The organism is Bacillus fonticola (assembly GCF_012955605.1).
In the GTDB taxonomy this organism is placed as follows: Bacteria; Bacillota; Bacilli; order Bacillales; family JC228; genus Bacillus_CG; species Bacillus_CG fonticola.
The window spans coordinates 20766-37198 of the sequence record NZ_CP052135.1; the positions used below are offsets into that span (position 1 = coordinate 20766).

17 protein-coding genes, 3 tRNA genes, 1 rRNA gene, 1 other RNA gene and 1 other annotated feature are annotated in these 16433 nt (G+C 44.8%); of the genes, 18 read left to right on the forward strand and 4 right to left on the reverse strand.

The annotated features are described in order from the left end of the window. The first annotated feature begins 2 nt into the window (after window positions 1-2). From pdxS to HHK01_RS00110, 7 genes are all read left to right on the forward strand, one after another. Window positions 3-884 carry a pyridoxal 5'-phosphate synthase lyase subunit PdxS gene (pdxS, locus tag HHK01_RS00085; RefSeq protein ID WP_170005863.1) on the forward strand — a complete coding sequence of 294 codons (882 nt, stop codon included), beginning with the start codon at window positions 3-5 and terminating at the stop codon, window positions 882-884. Window positions 885-896: 12 nt separating this feature from the next. After that, window positions 897-1475, forward strand: a complete 579-nt coding sequence (gene pdxT, locus HHK01_RS00090; protein WP_170005864.1) for a pyridoxal 5'-phosphate synthase glutaminase subunit PdxT — start codon at window positions 897-899, stop codon at window positions 1473-1475. 51 nt (window positions 1476-1526) lie between these two features. Beyond that, window positions 1527-1748, forward strand: a binding site (T-box leader). A gap of 47 nt (window positions 1749-1795) precedes the next feature. Further along, window positions 1796-3070, forward strand: a complete 1275-nt coding sequence (gene serS, locus HHK01_RS00095) for a serine--tRNA ligase (RefSeq protein ID WP_170005865.1) — start codon at window positions 1796-1798, stop codon at window positions 3068-3070. Between the two features lie 158 nt (window positions 3071-3228). Next, window positions 3229-3321, forward strand: a tRNA-Ser gene (locus HHK01_RS00100). 181 nt (window positions 3322-3502) lie between these two features. Further along, window positions 3503-3637, forward strand: a complete 135-nt coding sequence (locus tag HHK01_RS15715) for a hypothetical protein (protein ID WP_265575546.1) — start codon at window positions 3503-3505, stop codon at window positions 3635-3637. A gap of 68 nt (window positions 3638-3705) precedes the next feature. Continuing rightward, on the forward strand, window positions 3706-4740 hold the full coding sequence (locus HHK01_RS00105) for an AAA family ATPase (RefSeq protein ID WP_170005866.1): 1035 nt from the start codon (window positions 3706-3708) through the stop codon (window positions 4738-4740). A gap of 16 nt (window positions 4741-4756) precedes the next feature. Then, a complete protein-coding gene (locus tag HHK01_RS00110; protein ID WP_228027609.1) occupies window positions 4757-4954 on the forward strand; it encodes a hypothetical protein in 198 nt (65 codons plus the stop codon). 80 nt (window positions 4955-5034) lie between these two features. Here HHK01_RS00110 and HHK01_RS00115 read toward each other — a convergent pair whose 3' ends face one another. Both HHK01_RS00115 and HHK01_RS00120 read right to left on the reverse strand, forming a co-directional pair. Continuing rightward, window positions 5035-5703 carry a deoxynucleoside kinase gene (locus HHK01_RS00115; protein WP_170005868.1) on the reverse strand — a complete coding sequence of 223 codons (669 nt, stop codon included), beginning with the start codon at window positions 5701-5703 and terminating at the stop codon, window positions 5035-5037. Beyond that, window positions 5681-6340, reverse strand: coding sequence for a deoxynucleoside kinase (locus HHK01_RS00120; protein ID WP_170005869.1), 660 nt, complete (start codon window positions 6338-6340; stop codon window positions 5681-5683). Before HHK01_RS00120 ends, HHK01_RS00115 begins: the two co-directional genes overlap by 23 nt. Before the next feature lie 360 nt (window positions 6341-6700). On the opposite strand from HHK01_RS00120, the gene HHK01_RS00125 reads away from it, so the two are divergent. Then, window positions 6701-7651 (forward strand): hypothetical protein, encoded by a 951-nt coding sequence (locus tag HHK01_RS00125; RefSeq protein ID WP_170005870.1) that lies wholly within the window; start codon window positions 6701-6703, stop codon window positions 7649-7651. A gap of 266 nt (window positions 7652-7917) precedes the next feature. Here HHK01_RS00125 and HHK01_RS00130 read toward each other — a convergent pair whose 3' ends face one another. Beyond that, window positions 7918-9198 (reverse strand): glycosyl hydrolase family 18 protein, encoded by a 1281-nt coding sequence (locus tag HHK01_RS00130; RefSeq protein ID WP_170005871.1) that lies wholly within the window; start codon window positions 9196-9198, stop codon window positions 7918-7920. 66 nt (window positions 9199-9264) lie between these two features. Further along, entirely contained in the window at window positions 9265-9819 is a 555-nt protein-coding gene (locus HHK01_RS00135) for a cysteine hydrolase family protein (protein ID WP_170005872.1), read from the reverse strand. A 41-nt stretch (window positions 9820-9860) separates the two neighbouring features. Between HHK01_RS00135 and tadA the strand changes: the two genes are divergently transcribed. The 10 genes from tadA (at window position 9861) to HHK01_RS00185 (ending at window position 16348) form a co-directional block, all read left to right on the forward strand. Next, the gene (gene tadA, locus HHK01_RS00140; RefSeq protein WP_228027610.1) at window positions 9861-10370 is read left to right on the forward strand and encodes a tRNA adenosine(34) deaminase TadA; all 510 of its coding nucleotides are present in this window, start codon (window positions 9861-9863) and stop codon (window positions 10368-10370) included. A gap of 73 nt (window positions 10371-10443) precedes the next feature. Then, an RNA gene (gene ffs / locus HHK01_RS00145) (signal recognition particle sRNA large type) lies at window positions 10444-10711 on the forward strand. A 169-nt stretch (window positions 10712-10880) separates the two neighbouring features. Then, the gene (gene dnaX / locus HHK01_RS00150; RefSeq protein WP_170005873.1) at window positions 10881-12602 is read left to right on the forward strand and encodes a DNA polymerase III subunit gamma/tau; all 1722 of its coding nucleotides are present in this window, start codon (window positions 10881-10883) and stop codon (window positions 12600-12602) included. Between the two features lie 15 nt (window positions 12603-12617). Beyond that, entirely contained in the window at window positions 12618-12938 is a 321-nt protein-coding gene (locus HHK01_RS00155) for a YbaB/EbfC family nucleoid-associated protein (protein WP_170005874.1), read from the forward strand. A 9-nt stretch (window positions 12939-12947) separates the two neighbouring features. Next, a complete protein-coding gene (recR, locus tag HHK01_RS00160; protein ID WP_170005875.1) occupies window positions 12948-13547 on the forward strand; it encodes a recombination mediator RecR in 600 nt (199 codons plus the stop codon). 13 nt (window positions 13548-13560) lie between these two features. Then, window positions 13561-13782: a YaaL family protein gene (locus HHK01_RS00165; RefSeq protein WP_170005876.1), complete on the forward strand. Its 222-nt coding sequence runs from the start codon at window positions 13561-13563 to the stop codon at window positions 13780-13782. Window positions 13783-13837: 55 nt separating this feature from the next. Beyond that, window positions 13838-14107 carry a pro-sigmaK processing inhibitor BofA family protein gene (locus HHK01_RS00170; protein WP_170005877.1) on the forward strand — a complete coding sequence of 90 codons (270 nt, stop codon included), beginning with the start codon at window positions 13838-13840 and terminating at the stop codon, window positions 14105-14107. Between the two features lie 389 nt (window positions 14108-14496). After that, window positions 14497-16047, forward strand: a 16S ribosomal RNA gene (locus tag HHK01_RS00175). 114 nt (window positions 16048-16161) lie between these two features. Next, window positions 16162-16238, forward strand: a tRNA-Ile gene (locus tag HHK01_RS00180). Window positions 16239-16272: 34 nt separating this feature from the next. Continuing rightward, window positions 16273-16348: transfer RNA gene (locus HHK01_RS00185), tRNA-Ala, on the forward strand. Window positions 16349-16433: the final 85 nt, after the last annotated feature.

Here is a 16433-nt window from a genome sequence, read left to right on the forward strand (position 1 = left end):
TTATGCAACAAGGTACAGATCGAGTGAAACGTGGTATGGCTGAAATGCAAAAAGGTGGCGTCATTATGGACGTTGTCAATGCAGAGCAAGCAAAAATTGCTGAAGAAGCTGGCGCTGTTGCCGTTATGGCATTAGAGCGCGTACCTGCAGACATCCGAGCTGCTGGTGGCGTCGCACGGATGGCAGACCCACGCATTGTAGAAGACGTAATGAACGCAGTGACGATTCCTGTCATGGCGAAAGCAAGAATTGGACATATTGTCGAAGCGCGTGTCCTCGAAGCAATGGGTGTTGATTATATTGATGAGAGTGAAGTATTAACTCCAGCTGATGAGGAGTATCACCTAGATAAAAAATCATATACCGTACCATTTGTTTGTGGATGCCGTGATATCGGCGAAGCAGCTCGCCGTATCGGAGAAGGTGCGTCTATGCTTCGTACGAAAGGTGAGCCAGGTACAGGAAACATTGTGGAAGCAGTTCGTCATATGCGAAAAGTGAATGCACAAGTTCGTAAAATTGTTCATATGAATGAGGACGAGCTGATGACAGAAGCAAAAGTTCACGGGGCTCCGTATGAAGTACTTTTGCAAATTAAAAATCATGGCAAATTACCTGTCGTGAACTTTGCTGCTGGTGGAGTCGCAACACCTGCGGATGCAGCGCTTATGATGGCGCTTGGGGCAGACGGAGTATTTGTTGGTTCTGGAATCTTCAAATCAGAAACACCAGAGAAGTTTGCGAAAGCGATCGTGGAAGCAACAACTCATTTTGAAGACTATGAGCTGATCGCAAAACTTTCTAAAGGGTTGGGCATTCCGATGAAAGGGATGGAAATCTCTAACCTAGCTCCTGAACAACGTATGCAAGATCGCGGTTGGTAAGGAGTGAGTGGAATGAAGATTGGTGTGTTAGGACTACAAGGTGCAGTTAGAGAGCATGTCAAAGCTGTGGAAGCTCTTGGAGAAACTGCTGTCGTGATTAAAAAACGGGAGCAGCTTCACGAAATTGACGGGCTGATGCTACCCGGTGGAGAGAGCACGACCATGCGTAGGCTCATCGACCGTTACGGATTCATGGAAGATTTGCGAGCGCTCGCTGAGCAGAAGCTACCGATGTTCGGAACGTGTGCGGGATGCATATTGTTGGCCAAGCATATTGTGGACGCACCCGAGCCTCATATTGCGGCGATGGATATTAAGGTGGAGCGTAATTCCTTTGGGAGACAGCGTGAAAGCTTTGAAGTCGATCTACCTGTTGCATACCTTGGTGAAGAGGACTTTCCTGCTGTCTTTATCCGGGCGCCACACATCGTGGAAGCCGGCGAAAACGTGGAAGTATTAGCGAAATATGACGGCCGGATCGTAGCGGCACAGCAAAGCCATTTGCTTGCTTGTTCTTTCCATCCTGAGCTAACAGACGATCACCGCATGACGAGGCATTTTATTGAGATGGTTCGTCAGCACGCAAAATAGGCTTGCAATTTGTTTTTGTAACGTGTATGGTATGTAACAAACTATAGCGGAATAAACGCGTTGAAAGGAACTAGTATAAGGAATCGCCTTTTGTAGAGAGTCGGTGGGTGGTGCGAACCGATAAAGGCAGCCTTAGAATCCATCCTGGAGCGGGTGAATGAAAGGCAATTGCCTGTAACTTCACACGGGGTGACTCGATACAGTCTACAAGCCGGAGAACGATTCATTTGTTCTCAACTAGGGTGGCAACGCGGGTTAGCTCTCGTCCCTTTTCTCTTAGGGATGAGGGCTTTTTCTATTCCAAAAAGGAGGAAATCATTATGTTGGATATGAAATTATTACGTACAAATTTTCAGGAAGTGAAAGAAAAACTCTCTCATCGTGGAGAGGATCTGACTGACTTTGACAAATTTGAGCAATTAGATGTAAGACGGCGCGAACTGATCGTGCAAACTGAGGAGCTTAAAGGTAAGCGTAATGAAGCAAGCCAAAGAATAGCAGAAATGAAGCGAGCAAAGGAAAATGCCGATGCAGCGATTGCGGAAATGCGCGCTGTCGGTGACCAAGTGAAAAAATTTGATGACGAGTTACGGGTAGTAGAGGCAGAATTAGAAAAGTTATTGCTCTCTATCCCGAACATTCCTCACGAAAGTACACCAGTAGGGGAAACAGAGGACGATAATATAGAGGTACGCCAATGGGGTGACGTACGCGAATTCAACTTCGACATACAACCGCACTGGGATGTAGCGACAAACCTCGACATTGTCGATTTTGAACGAGCTGGCAAAGTAACAGGTAGCCGCTTTGTCTTTTACAAAGGACTCGGAGCTCGCTTAGAACGTGCATTGATGAACTTCATGATTGACTTGCACACAGATGAGCATGAGTATCATGAAGTATTGCCACCTTACTTAGTCAACCGGGAGAGCATGACAGGCACTGGTCAACTACCAAAGTTTGAAGAGGATGCCTTTAAAATTCGTGAAGAGGACTATTTCCTTGTCCCGACTGCAGAAGTGCCAGTGACAAACTTACATCGTGATGAAATTTTAGACGGGGAAACGCTACCACGCAAATACGTTGCCTTCAGCACCAATTTCCGCTCTGAAGCAGGATCTGCCGGGCGCGACACACGCGGACTCATCCGCCAGCATCAGTTTAACAAAGTCGAGCTTGTCCACTTTGTGAAGCCTGAGGAGTCTTATGCGGTGTTAGAACAACTGACAGGTCATGCGGAGAAAGTGTTGCAGCTATTAGGACTACCCTATCGCGTGCTCAGCATGTGTACAGCGGACTTAGGATTTACGGCAGCGAAAAAATACGACATCGAAGTATGGATCCCGAGTCAAGAAACGTACCGAGAAATCTCTTCTTGCAGTAACTTCGAAGCGTACCAAGCACGCCGCGCCAACATCCGTTTCCGCCGCGAAGCAAAAGGCAAGCCAGAGCACGTCCACACACTTAACGGAAGTGGTTTAGCAATCGGACGTACCGTTGCTGCGATTTTGGAGAATTACCAAAACGAAGATGGCACGGTGACGATTCCTGAGGTGTTACGTTCTTATATGGGGAATAAGACGGTGATTGGGTAATTTCATTGTTCAAACGACAATCTGTTAAATGTCGTCAACAGCTTTGACAAAGGGCAAGAATCCTCTTTGAAAAGCTGTTGGCGTTTTTTGTTTATTGTTTTTCTCATTTCATGTTGACACTCCACAACAAACCATGTTATAGTATCTCTTGTCGACACGGAGGAATACCCAAGTCTGGCTGAAGGGATCGGTCTTGAAAACCGACAGGGGTGTAACAGCCCGCGGGGGTTCGAATCCCTCTTCCTCCTCCATTTTTACAATCAACCATAGCGCATAAAATATGGAGATAAAACCAAGGTTACGCAGCCTTGGTTTTTTTGTGTGCTTTTTTACGTTTTCAACGACCAGTAGAGCGATTTCAACTACCAGTTGATCGTCTCTTGCCCAAGTCGTGTGCTACGCTTGCCTTACAACCGAAATGGGGGAATGAGAATGTTAACTGCAAGTCGAATTGGCGCATATATATCCAAGCTAAGAAAAGAAAACATGTGGACACAGGCAGAGTTACCTATAGGATTTACTAGTAGTGCTTCTATTCGGTGGAATTTTCTCTTATTATATGGGTAATGGTTATTCTTCTTTATCTTTGTCAACGATGAAGAAGTAGTAGGCTTATTCGAATAGAGGTGATTGATATGAAACTTCACGTTCAAAATTTCAACATGATTAAAGAAGCTAATTTAGAGTTAAATGGACTTACCGTTATCGCAGGCGATAATGATACAGGGAAAAGTACAATTGGGAAGTTATTGTTTTCAATTATAAAATCATATAATATGTCGCGAGTAAAGGCAGAGAGAAAAGGACATGCAGCGTATGAAGGTACTTTCCGACAAGTACTTTCTCTTGTATTTGAAAGTTTTGACGTGAGTGACGCAACTCTTGCACTCATTCACGATGAGAAAAAGCAGTATGAAGTGACTGGCAATCAAACGGGTTACATGAGGATAAATGCCAACAGTGAGGCGTTTAAGTTGGAGGATTCCATTTATATTGAGAGTCCGATTGTATGGAGCTTAGTAGACTTCTTCTCTACGGTCAGCAAATTGCGCGAACAAGATGAGATGTTTGGTATTGCGGATGAAATTACATATCCATACTTGCTGTGGGATTTATATCGCAAACTTACACTCAGGCGGAACTTTGTGTTACCCCAAGAAAATAAATATTTAGCTATACCTGCTGAAATTTCTACGATAGTTGGTGGGGATGTTGATACTAGCTCATTAAATCGCTTTTCTTTTGTTCGAAAAGATGACCAGGAAAAGTTCCCGATTTCGACTGTGGCGAGTGGGATTAAAAGTTTTGCAATTTTAGATATGTTAACAAGAAATAAGCATATACACCCTAACAGTGTGTTAATTATTGACGAACCGGAAGTCCATCTCCACCCAAAGTGGGAGTATGAATATGCACGTATGATTGCTCAGTTTGTGAAGCTAGGTGTACGAGTTGTTGTGACAACGCATAGTTTGTACATGGTGAAGGCTCTGAGGGAATTCACAAAAGAGATACCAGATCATGTGAATTTCTATTTGACTTCTAAAAATGAGAGGCATCAATCAGAGTTTGAAGATGTGACACATGAAACACATAAAATTTTCAAAAAGTTTGCAGATCCCCTTCAACCAGCTAATAAATTTTGGCAAAGATCAAGGGCTTTTTCATGAGATTCCCTTAAAAGAAGTGGGACATACAGTGTGCAGAAGAGATGTCAATGCCGAGGAGTTAATTGAGTTTACCCTATTTTATTTGGCAGATGAATCGCTTTCACCTGATTTATTTATCCAACTAAAGTTGAGTGAGTTACTTGAGACAAACTTTACGCAAAACGAAAAGCCAATCTTAATGACTTGTAGTCAGATTGAATCTTATTTAGGATAGCGTATTGTTACATAATAGAGTGATCCTTCTTCTTATTGATAGAAAAAAGGACGCCCTCTACACATTGGGCGTCCTTTTCCTCATTTCCTCGCCAACGCAGGCTGATTCAAAAAACTACTCATCCGCTCAACAATCGTTTCAACCGAACCTGGATTATTAACCAAGTCATACTCATTAATGTTAATGCGCATAACTGGACAAGAGTTGAACTCATTAATCCATTTCTCGTAACGTCCGTGCATTTCTTCCCAGTAGGACAATGGCGTTTGCTTCTCCATTGGTCGACCGCGCTCTTGAATGCGGTGTACCACGTCATCGAATGATCCTTCCAGATAAATGAGGAGATTCGGATGAGGGAAGTACGGCGTCATCACCATCGCATCGAATAAACTTCTGTACGTATCGTAGTCTGTTTCAGACATATTTCCTTTTTCGTAATGCATTTTAGCGAAGATACCTGTGTCTTCGTAAATAGAGCGGTCCTGTACAAATCCACCGCCATATTCGAAAATGCGTTTTTGCTCCTTGAAACGCTCTGCTAAGAAGTACACTTGCAAATGGAAGCTCCAGCGCTCAAAGTTTGCATAAAACTTGTCCAAATACGGGTTCGTTTCCACCTTTTCAAATGATGTGCGAAATCCGAGTGCGTCGCTCAATGTACGCGTCATCGTGGATTTCCCTACTCCTACAGTTCCCGCAATTGTAATCACTGCTTGGGAGGGAATATTATAGTGTTCGCGAAGGTTCATGAGGTGACGCTCCTTTTTGTAGTGTCTGTTGAATCGTATCCATAATCAAACGAAGATCCTCTTGCCGATGAATGAAATCGAATTCGTCTCCATTAAACCGGAGAACCGGTACGTCTGGATGCTCTTGCTCGAACGTATCCATAAAGGCAGCATAGTCCTGTGACAATTGTTCGAGGTAGAGAGGGCTCATATTTTGTTCAATAGATCGACCTCGACGCTCAATTCGTCTTAGTAGCGTATCTAAACTGGCGTGGAGATAGATGACAACGTTTGGTTTCGGCATATCACTCGTTAAAATACGAAAGATTTGCTCGTACTTGACGAATTGGTGTGGCCCGAGAGTACGCTGTGCAAAGATCATGTTTTTGAATATATGATAATCCGCCACGACTGGCTGTTTGGCGTGTAAGTAGTTTTTTTGTATGTCTTCTAGTTGCTTATATCGATTGCAAAGAAAAAACATCTCCGTTTGGAAGCTCCACTCCTCAATGTTTTCGTAAAATTTCCCGAGGAAGGGGTTCTCGTCTACAATTTCCTTTAAAATAGGCATGTCAAATTGCTGTGAGATGGCTTTTGCTAAGGAGGTTTTCCCTACGCCAATCGGGCCTTCTACAGTAATGAATGGGATTTGTGCCACAAGAAGACCTCCTTTCGTGCGGGTTCTATATCTACTTAGTCCTTGGTTATTTTACCACAGCTCGCTACAAGATTGGTGAAAGGAATAAACTATTGTCAGTAGCTGTCTAAAACTATCTACAGTAAAGTGAACTAACATACTATGGAACTAGCATGAAACCGGTAAAATTACCTATATTTCAGATGAGCTATCTAAAATTCAGTATTATGTAAAGGAGTTATTATGTATTATTACCTATTTTTTATAATTTAATGGTATAATATGGACAATAAACATACAGAATGATACCATTATTTGGAGAGATGAAAGGGGGACATTTGAACTTTATAAAGAATCTATTAATGAAAAAGAGAAGATTAAATGAAAAAGATTGTATATTTACTACTAATCTTGATTTTGTCACTTGCATATGTTTCACCATCATATGCAAATGCAGCTCAAAACTCAGGTGCTATCGAGGATAAATTTTCTTATCCTATAAAAAGTCTTGAAACTGGTGAGGAAATTGGAGTTCAAACTTATGAAATTACCTCAACTATTAAGGAACTGCACGATAGTGTAAAAGAGATTACTCTCAAAATTACAACCACTGAAGAGTTCTTTAGTACTGGTGAAGAAAAAGTCAAGACTGACGAGAAGGTTCTTGTATTTGAAGACGAAAAATTGATTAGTATCAACGGTGAAACTATCAAAACAGACAGTGATCAAGAAGTTTTATCTCTAAGTGAGTCCGATCAAGAGAAGATAAAACCGTATGCTGAAAAACTACGACAAGGAGACCTTGATTATACGGAGTATGTTGAACAACTAAAGGGTTTAGATCTTGACATATATCAAGACAATCAACCCGAAGACCAACCGCAGTTCTCTATTCAGTCTAGCGGAGGACTGGAATGGGTTACTCACTATTATAGTTCTTACCAAGGTGGCTATTATCTAGAAGCACATGAGATGGAGGGTTATTTTACTGGTACTCTTCATTCATTCATGCTCGACTCTGACGCAGTGGTACCAGATAGTGGAATCACTAAACACAATTATTTGACCTCAGATCAAGGGGGACTCGTTGCACAGTTTATGTCAAGAGCTGATTCTATTAGTTCAGCGCGAACTGAGTTGTCTATTGAGGCAACTGCTCTTATGGGAGCCTTAGGGGTTGGAGTACTGACTATTGGCACAGTAATTGGTGCTTTAACTGCGGCAGGAGCAGCTGGTGCTATAGCGGCTAGAATGTATTCAGTTTCAAGCAGTGCCCACACAGACATAGAGCGAGCCTATGAAATTGTTCAATCTATTAGAAATCAACCATAAAAGAGGGGGAGATCATATGATATGGTTGGATATATTTACCTCCCTAGTGTTAACATTGGTGATGGTTTCTCTTATCGAAAGAAAAATTTCAAAAAGGGAAAAATTAGCTTTATACATTTTTCTCTTCGTATTGTTGTTTGTTATTTCTAGGTAATAAGACCTGTTATTTAAAAGAGTCTCTTGGGTTAGAGGGATGAACATAGCATTTAAATGTGTCTAGTATTATCAGCAGATTAATAGCTGTGAATCTAAAAAATCCTCCGAGTCTATCTATTCGGAGGATTTTTGCTTTTAATGGTAAACGTATCCGCTAAAATGAGCCAGTTTTGTGGAAAGTCAAAAGCGATTTGCCAAGCCCCGACTCCGCGCAAATTGTATTCTTTCACGAGCTCAAACTTGGCTTGGCTACTTCTGGCATCCTCAAACCAAACGCGATGCTCTTTGGCGTTTTCGTCAATATAATCGATATACGGAGCCTGATCCCGGTAGTCATAGCGGATCGGTCTGTTGTACCGCCTAGCTATATCAATGGATTCCTGTGGACTCACGGATTGTGCAGGTCGATTTTCCGCATAAGGAAGCGTCCAATCATAGCCATACAAATTTTGACCGAGTAATATTTTGCTAGCTGGTATTTGTGACAAAGCGTATTCGAGCACCTCTCGTACTAGGGGAAGCGGTGATATGGGGAGTGGAGGCCCACCTGACCAACCCCACCCGTATGACATGAGGACGACAAAGTCGCATATTTCCCCATGAACACTATAATCAATCCCTTCATATAGAAGTCCTGTTTGATCGGAAGATGTTTTTGGGGTGATCGCCGTCGATAAGAACCAACCGTTTCGAGTGCACATGACTTTGGCCTCACGCAAGAATAACTCGTAATCATCAGCACTATCTTTCGGAACATATTCAAAATCAAAGTGAATGTCACGATAACCCACGCGTTCTGCCTCGGCTTCAATTTGAGCGAGTAGTTGTCCGCGTTTTGTAGCGTTTGAGAGCAAATCACTTACCAATTCACTATCAAACTGTCCGTTTTTTATGTTTGTGGTCACCATGGAGAGAGCTGCTCTTGAGGTGACAGCAGCTTCATAAATCTCCCCAAGAGCGGGAGTACGTAAATCTCCATCCTCCGTAAATTCATAGCTGAACAGAGCCAAGTAGGATAAATAAGGGAGTTCCCGTTGGAGGGAAGACGTTTCAATAGGTGCGTATTCGTAGCCGAGATACTCCTTTTCCGGCTTCGATTGCTCTGGGATATACAAACGCAAACCAATGGTTATAGGCTGAGAAACATTGAGTTCGTTAACAGCTGCAAGCTCTTCGAATGATACAGAGAACTTCCGACCGATTGAATAAAGAGAATCGCCCGGCTGCACCCAGTAAAATTGACCGTAGATGGGAATGACGAGTGCTAATCCAACAACGAGTGTTTCTTCTGGAGCGATCCCGTTTGCCTCTACTAACTCATTGACCGTAATGCTATAGGCTTGTGCAATACCGAATAAAGTTTGCCCGCGTTGGACCGTGTGAATTTGCATAGATAGGCCCTCCCTTTCGTTGTAGCCAATCTATGCTAAAGGTCTCATATATAGTACAAATCACTGCTAACTTTGTGTTAATTCAACAGTAGGGGCAACGCGCGCCTTCAAAACGTTTTGCATCATGGTAAGTGCGTATGCCTGATCATTCTCACTGACAGAAGCACTCGCATCTTGCGGAACGACAAGCGAAAAGTCCCGCATGTATGCGTCATTCGCGGTAAACAATACACAGATGTTTCCAGCTAAGCCAGCAAGCCAGACGGTGTTTACGCCACGTTCATGAAGAAACGTATGTAAAGCTGTTCCGAAAAATGCAGAGTGTCTCGGTTTGATTAAGAACTCGTCTTTTTCTGTTGGTCTGTACTGAGAAATCCAATCTTTCGTGAGTTCATTTTGGCAGTGTGCTAAAATTTTGTCATAGTCTGCTTGCCACAATTCGTAATGGTCGTTAATGTATACGACCGGCCAGTTGTGCTGATAAAAGTACTGTTTGCAAGCCAGGATGTTCGGAACGAGGGCTTTTGCTTTACTGGCAAGTGTTTCTCCGTGCTGAAACTGACAGTCGTTGAGAAGATCAATAAGTAATAAAGCAGTTGTTTGCGTATTTGTTTTTGTCATCGACATCACCTACGCTTATCGTTTGTTAAGGGAGTTAGATTATGATGAGTCATGAAAAAAATGTACAGGAAATAGATGAAGAGTGGATGAGGCGCGCTTTGCAATACGCCGTTGAAGCTGAAGAGGTCGGGGAGGTTCCAATCGGAGCGGTGCTAGTGCACGAAGGATTGCAAATTGCAGGCAGTAGAAACCGCCGCGAGCAAGCGCAAAGTGCGCTCGCCCATGCAGAGCTCGATGTCATCCAACAGGGTTGTGAAGTGAGGGGCAGTTGGAGGCTTGAGAACTGTACATTGTATGTGACGCTCGAACCGTGTCCGATGTGTGCCGGTGCTATTGTTCAGTCACGCATTCCGCGCGTCGTATTTGGCGCCTATGACCCGAAAGCTGGTTGCTGCGGTACGTTGTATCAGCTTTGTAATGATGAACGCTTTAACCATCGAGCTGAATGTGTCGGGGGCGTTTTGGAAAAGGAATGTGGCGAGCTCCTATCCGATTTCTTTCGACAGCTACGAACTCGAAAAAAAGCGGAGAAGCAAAAGCACACCCAATAAAAAGGAAGCACTCACCAACTCAGTGAGGATTAAACATTGCATTTTGTCCATATCCTTTGTATACTAGGTGTTGCCGTGCTAGACGGGGAGGTAGCGGTGCCCTGTACCCGCAATCCGCTCCAGCGGGGTTGAATTCCTCTCTCTGAGGCTATCTGTCTGTGGGGTCTGACCTAAGTAAGTAGTGTTGACGTCTGGGTCCCGCGCAATGAAGACCCACGAACCATGTCAGGTCCGGAAGGAAGCAGCATTAAGTGGATTCCTTCATGTGCCGCGGGGTCGCCTGGACTGAGCTAACTGCTTAGGTTCCGCCCATGGGCAGTAGTCGAAGGAGAGGTGCACGGCTTTACATACTTCTAACAAAACTTTGCTTCTTTATATGAGGGCAAAGTTTTTTTGTTGTCTAAGTAGTTTTTCGCCTTTAAATTGCTAGTAACTTGTTCGGTGTTCTTTGGCGTTTCCTCACTTTTTTCTGTATAATAGCACGAGACAGGAAGTGAGGAGGCAAGTGATGTGAGCTATCAGGCATTGTACCGGGTGTTTCGTCCGCAAATGTTTCAAGACGTTGTAGGACAGGAGCATGTCACACGAACATTACAAAATGCACTAGTGCACAATCAGTTATCCCACGCCTACTTGTTCTCCGGACCGAGAGGAACTGGGAAGACAAGTGCTGCCAAAGTGTTAGCAAAAGCCGTCAACTGCGAAAACGGTCCGACGAGCGAGCCGTGTAACGAATGTGCGGCATGTCGCGGAATTACGAATGGCAGTGTTCAAGACGTAATTGAAATGGACGCAGCCTCTAATAACGGTGTCGATGAAATTCGTGACATTAGAGACCAGGTCCACTACGCACCGAATGAAGTTCGCTATAAGGTGTACATTATTGATGAGGTACATATGTTATCTCAAGGGGCATTTAATGCTCTTTTGAAGACATTAGAGGAACCGCCTGCTCACGTATTATTTATCTTGGCGACGACCGAGCCTCATAAAATACCAGCCACGATCCTATCGCGATGCCAGCGATTTGATTTTAAAAGATTTACTCCAGAGCACATTACCGGTAGACTTTCTGTTATTTTGCAAGAAACAGGAAAGCAAGCCGACGAACAAGCGCTAACTTTGATTGCACGAGCTGCAGACGGTGGAATGCGGGATGCGATTAGTTTGTTAGATCAAGCTATTTCCTTTAGCGATGATAGCGTTACAGTAGACGATGCCCTTATGGTAACGGGTGCTGTTTCACAAGAAGTGTATCAACAAATTTTAGAGTCACTTGCCCGGAACGATATAGCAGGTGCACTGGGACAAGTAGATCGTCTCCTACAAGAAGGGAAAGACCCGGCGCGTTTTTTAGAAGACTTCATCTATTTCCATAGAGACCTTCTATTGTATAAAACTGCCCCGACACTCCGAAGCTCCCTCAAAACAGTGGTCGTGGACGATGCATTCCAACAGTTAGCGAATGCCCTTACGGTGGACATACTCTCTGAGAGAATCGGTATACTGAATGAAACACAACAATCGATGCGCTTTACACACCATGCACGCATTTATTTAGAAGTAGCCTTGATTAAACTGGCTGAAGTACGCTCAAGCGTAACGGGCATTGTACAAGATGCGGCCTCTTCAGCTGAGTTGCAACAGTTACAGCAGCAGGTACAACAACTTACCGAGAAATTAGCTGGTATGCAATCGGCACCAGCCCAAGCGAGCCCAACACCGAAACCAAGACCAACTCGCTCTCCAGCAAAGTCCGGAATGCGGTTGCCTGAAGCGGCGATTCGGAATGTGTTGAAGGATGCGACGAAGCAAGATTTGCAACAAGTAAAACAAGCATGGGGGAACGTGTTAGCCCATCTCGCTGACAAAAACTCGCGCTCATTGGCTGCATTGTTGAATGATGCAGAGCCTGTGGCCGCGTCTAATGCTGGGGTTGTCATCAAATTCGCATATGATATACACTGCCAAATGGCATATGAAAAGAGCTTGTTCGATGGTGTACTGCCAGATTTGTTAGAGCAACTCTCAAATAAACAGTACAAAACTTTTGGTGTTCCAGAAAAGCAATGGATCTCCATTCGGAAAGCATTTATTGAGGCACATAAAGAAGGAAATACAGAAGATGTGCAAGAAACTAGTAGTATAGAAGAAGTGGAATCGGATCAAGACGAACTCGTAACGAAGGCTCAAGAGCTATTCGGAACAGAAATTGTCCATATAAAAGATTAATTGGAGGAATGACGTATGAAAGGTATGGGGAATATGCAAGGTATGATGAAGCAAATGCAAAAAATGCAAAAGCAAATGACAAAAGCACAAGAAGAACTCGGGGAAAAACGTCTTGAAGGAACAGCGGGTGGAGGTATGGTGAAAGTCATCGTCTCCGGACATAAGGAAGTACTCGATGTAGTGATCGATCCAGAAGCAGTAGATCCAGAAGACGTAGAAATGCTTCAAGACCTTGTATTAGCCGCAACGAATGATGCAATGAAGCAAGCAGACGAGCTAACGAACTCCACGATGGGCCAATTCACAAAAGGCATGAATTTGCCAGGAATGTTTTAAGGAGACGTTATGCAACATTACCCACAACCTATTACAAAATTAATGGATGGGTTCATGAAACTGCCAGGCATCGGTCCGAAAACGGCTGCTCGTCTGGCTTTTTTCGTCCTGTCAATGGAAGAAGACGACGTACTGAACTTCGCCAAGTCGTTAGTCGACGCTAAACGAAAATTGAATTATTGCTCGGTATGTGGTCATATTACTGACCAAGACCCGTGTAGAATATGTGAAGACAAACACCGCGATCAAACGGCAATCTGCGTAGTTCAAGATCCAAAAGATGTGATCGCAATGGAAAAAATGCGTGAGTATTCAGGGTTGTATCATGTTTTACACGGAGCCATCTCTCCAATGGACGGCGTTGGCCCAGAAGATATTAATTTGACTCCTCTCATTCAAAGATTACAAGATGACACGGTGCAAGAGGTGATCTTAGCTACCAACCCTACTATTGAAGGGGAAGCGACCGCTATGTATATCTCTCGGTTAATTAAGCCCTCTGGCATTCGAATTACGAGAATTGCCCACGGCCTTCCTGTCGGCGGTGACTTGGAATATGCCGATGAAGTGACTTTATCGAAAGCGTTAGAGGGTAGAAGAGAATTATAAGAAGGTGAAGTCTTTGTTATTTAAGAAAAAAGGTTGGCTGCGCCGAGAATATGATGACCGCCTTTTCGCGGAACTACACGAAGCAAAAGCAGAATGGGATCGCAGGCAAAAGTTTTTAGAGCAGTGCGTCGATGTAAATGATGCACAAATTGCCCACGTAGAAGAGGCAAAGACGTGGTATTTCTTGTTATTAAGAGAAGCAAAGTATCGGCGCATGAATATGTCCTCTTATTAGTTCTTCTTGTCCATCCTCTTTCATAAATGTAAGTAGTAGAGAGGAGTGGACATGCGTGGAACCTGTGTGGGTAGTTTCAATTATTGTTGGAGTAATTGTTTTGCTTTTGTTTTGGGGTGTCTCGTTTCGTCCGTTACGTTTTATTGGACTTGGAGTGATGAAAATATGTATTGGGGCTCTATTTCTGTTTTTGGTTAACACGGTAGGTGGCCAATTTGATTTGCATGTGCCGATTAACTTGGTCACGGCAACGGTTTCGGGAATTTTAGGCATTCCAGGGGTAGCTGCACTTATAGCTATTGATATGTGGGTCCTTCCTTCTTAAAGCACACGTGAGAAAGTACGTGTGTTTTTTCTTTGGTAGAGGAAAGGGCAACTCTTTCAAATAGAGTAAACTTTCGTATTGACTTCTCTGTATATGTGTTATATGATAGAGCCTGTCGCTAAGAAAGCAGTCAGCAATTCTGCTTTAAAAATTTTCACTTTGTTGTTGACATTGAATGGCGAACTTGGTATGATATTAAAGTCGCCGATGAGAACAAGTGATGTTGGGCTTATGCGATATGGGTCAGAAAGGCGTTGCGACAGGACGTCGCGCACTTAGTCTTTCCTCCTTGAACATTGAAAACTGAACACAAACCTGCTAGTAAGACCAAATCCAAATGGATGCGGTCGTCGTTGATTTTAAAGTAAGACAGTTAAGAGCTTGCTCTTTTTATGGAGAGTTTGATCTTGGCTCAGGACGAACGCTGGCGGCGTGCCTAATACATGCAAGTCGAGCGGACTTTAGGGAGCTTGCTCCCTAAAGTTAGCGGCGGACGGGTGAGTAACACGTGGGTAACCTGCCTGTAAGACTGGGATAACTCCGGGAAACCGGGGCTAATACCGGATGACCCTTCGGATCGCATGATCTGAAGGTAAAAGGTGGCTTCGGCTATCACTTACAGATGGACCCGCGGCGCATTAGCTAGTTGGTGAGGTAGTGGCTCACCAAGGCAACGATGCGTAGCCGACCTGAGAGGGTGATCGGCCACACTGGGACTGAGACACGGCCCAGACTCCTACGGGAGGCAGCAGTAGGGAATCTTCCGCAATGGACGAAAGTCTGACGGAGCAACGCCGCGTGAGTGAAGAAGGTTTTCGGATCGTAAAGCTCTGTTGTAAGGGAAGAACAAGTACCGTTCAAATAGGGCGGTACCTTGACGGTACCTTACCAGAAAGCCACGGCTAACTACGTGCCAGCAGCCGCGGTAATACGTAGGTGGCAAGCGTTGTCCGGAATTATTGGGCGTAAAGCGCGCGCAGGCGGTCCTTTAAGTCTGATGTGAAAGCCCACGGCTCAACCGTGGAGGGTCATTGGAAACTGGAGGACTTGAGTGCAGAAGAGGAGAGCGGAATTCCACGTGTAGCGGTGAAATGCGTAGATATGTGGAGGAACACCAGTGGCGAAGGCGGCTCTCTGGTCTGTAACTGACGCTGAGGCGCGAAAGCGTGGGGAGCGAACAGGATTAGATACCCTGGTAGTCCACGCCGTAAACGATGAGTGCTAAGTGTTAGAGGGTTTCCGCCCTTTAGTGCTGCAGCAAACGCATTAAGCACTCCGCCTGGGGAGTACGGCCGCAAGGCTGAAACTCAAAAGAATTGACGGGGGCCCGCACAAGCGGTGGAGCATGTGGTTTAATTCGAAGCAACGCGAAGAACCTTACCAGGTCTTGACATCCTCTGCTACCTCTAGAGATAGAGGGTTCCCCTTCGGGGGACAGAGTGACAGGTGGTGCATGGTTGTCGTCAGCTCGTGTCGTGAGATGTTGGGTTAAGTCCCGCAACGAGCGCAACCCTTGATCTTAGTTGCCAGCATTCAGTTGGGCACTCTAAGGTGACTGCCGGTGACAAACCGGAGGAAGGTGGGGATGACGTCAAATCATCATGCCCCTTATGACCTGGGCTACACACGTGCTACAATGGGTGGAACAAAGGGTCGCAAAGCCGCGAGGCTGAGCCAATCCCACAAATCCACTCTCAGTTCGGATTGTAGGCTGCAACTCGCCTACATGAAGCCGGAATCGCTAGTAATCGCGGATCAGCATGCCGCGGTGAATACGTTCCCGGGCCTTGTACACACCGCCCGTCACACCACGAGAGTTTGTAACACCCGAAGTCGGTGAGGTAACCTTTTGGGGCCAGCCGCCGAAGGTGGGACAGATGATTGGGGTGAAGTCGTAACAAGGTAGCCGTATCGGAAGGTGCGGCTGGATCACCTCCTTTCTAAGGAAAACTCGTCACTTAGGTGACGATACAAAACGACGCTAGCAGGGAACTTGTGTTCAGTTTTGAAGGTTCAACAACCTTCAAAACGGTTTTTTGTTTTGTGAAGAAAAGGGGCCTATAGCTCAGCTGGTTAGAGCGCACGCCTGATAAGCGTGAGGTCGGTGGTTCGAGTCCACTTAGGCCCACCATCTCTTTACTTTTATAAACATTCTTATAATTACTGGGGCCTTAGCTCAGCTGGGAGAGCGCCTGCTTTGCACGCAGGAGGTCAGCGGTTCGATCCCGCTAGGCTCCACCAATCTGTTCCTTGAAAACTAGATCATACGCAAACGACATCTTTTTAGGCCCACACGATGTGGGTCAGAAAGGCATTGCGACACGAC

What these genes read in the sequence shown, in the direction of transcription:
- pdxS (WP_170005863.1), top strand. Translation starts at nt 3, where the DNA reads ATGCAACAAGGTACAGATCGAGTGAAACGTGGTATGGCTGAAATGCAA.
- pdxT (WP_170005864.1), top strand. Translation starts at nt 897, where the DNA reads ATGAAGATTGGTGTGTTAGGACTACAAGGTGCAGTTAGAGAGCATGTC.
- serS (WP_170005865.1), top strand. Translation starts at nt 1,796, where the DNA reads ATGTTGGATATGAAATTATTACGTACAAATTTTCAGGAAGTGAAAGAA.
- HHK01_RS15715 (WP_265575546.1), top strand. Translation starts at nt 3,503, where the DNA reads ATGTTAACTGCAAGTCGAATTGGCGCATATATATCCAAGCTAAGAAAA.
- HHK01_RS00105 (WP_170005866.1), top strand. Translation starts at nt 3,706, where the DNA reads ATGAAACTTCACGTTCAAAATTTCAACATGATTAAAGAAGCTAATTTA.
- HHK01_RS00115 (WP_170005868.1), bottom strand. Translation starts at nt 5,703, where the DNA reads ATGAACCTTCGCGAACACTATAATATTCCCTCCCAAGCAGTGATTACA.
- HHK01_RS00125 (WP_170005870.1), top strand. Translation starts at nt 6,701, where the DNA reads ATGAAAAAGATTGTATATTTACTACTAATCTTGATTTTGTCACTTGCA.
- HHK01_RS00130 (WP_170005871.1), bottom strand. Translation starts at nt 9,198, where the DNA reads ATGCAAATTCACACGGTCCAACGCGGGCAAACTTTATTCGGTATTGCA.
- HHK01_RS00135 (WP_170005872.1), bottom strand. Translation starts at nt 9,819, where the DNA reads ATGACAAAAACAAATACGCAAACAACTGCTTTATTACTTATTGATCTT.
- tadA (WP_228027610.1), top strand. Translation starts at nt 9,861, where the DNA reads ATGATGAGTCATGAAAAAAATGTACAGGAAATAGATGAAGAGTGGATG.
- HHK01_RS00155 (WP_170005874.1), top strand. Translation starts at nt 12,618, where the DNA reads ATGAAAGGTATGGGGAATATGCAAGGTATGATGAAGCAAATGCAAAAA.
- recR (WP_170005875.1), top strand. Translation starts at nt 12,948, where the DNA reads ATGCAACATTACCCACAACCTATTACAAAATTAATGGATGGGTTCATG.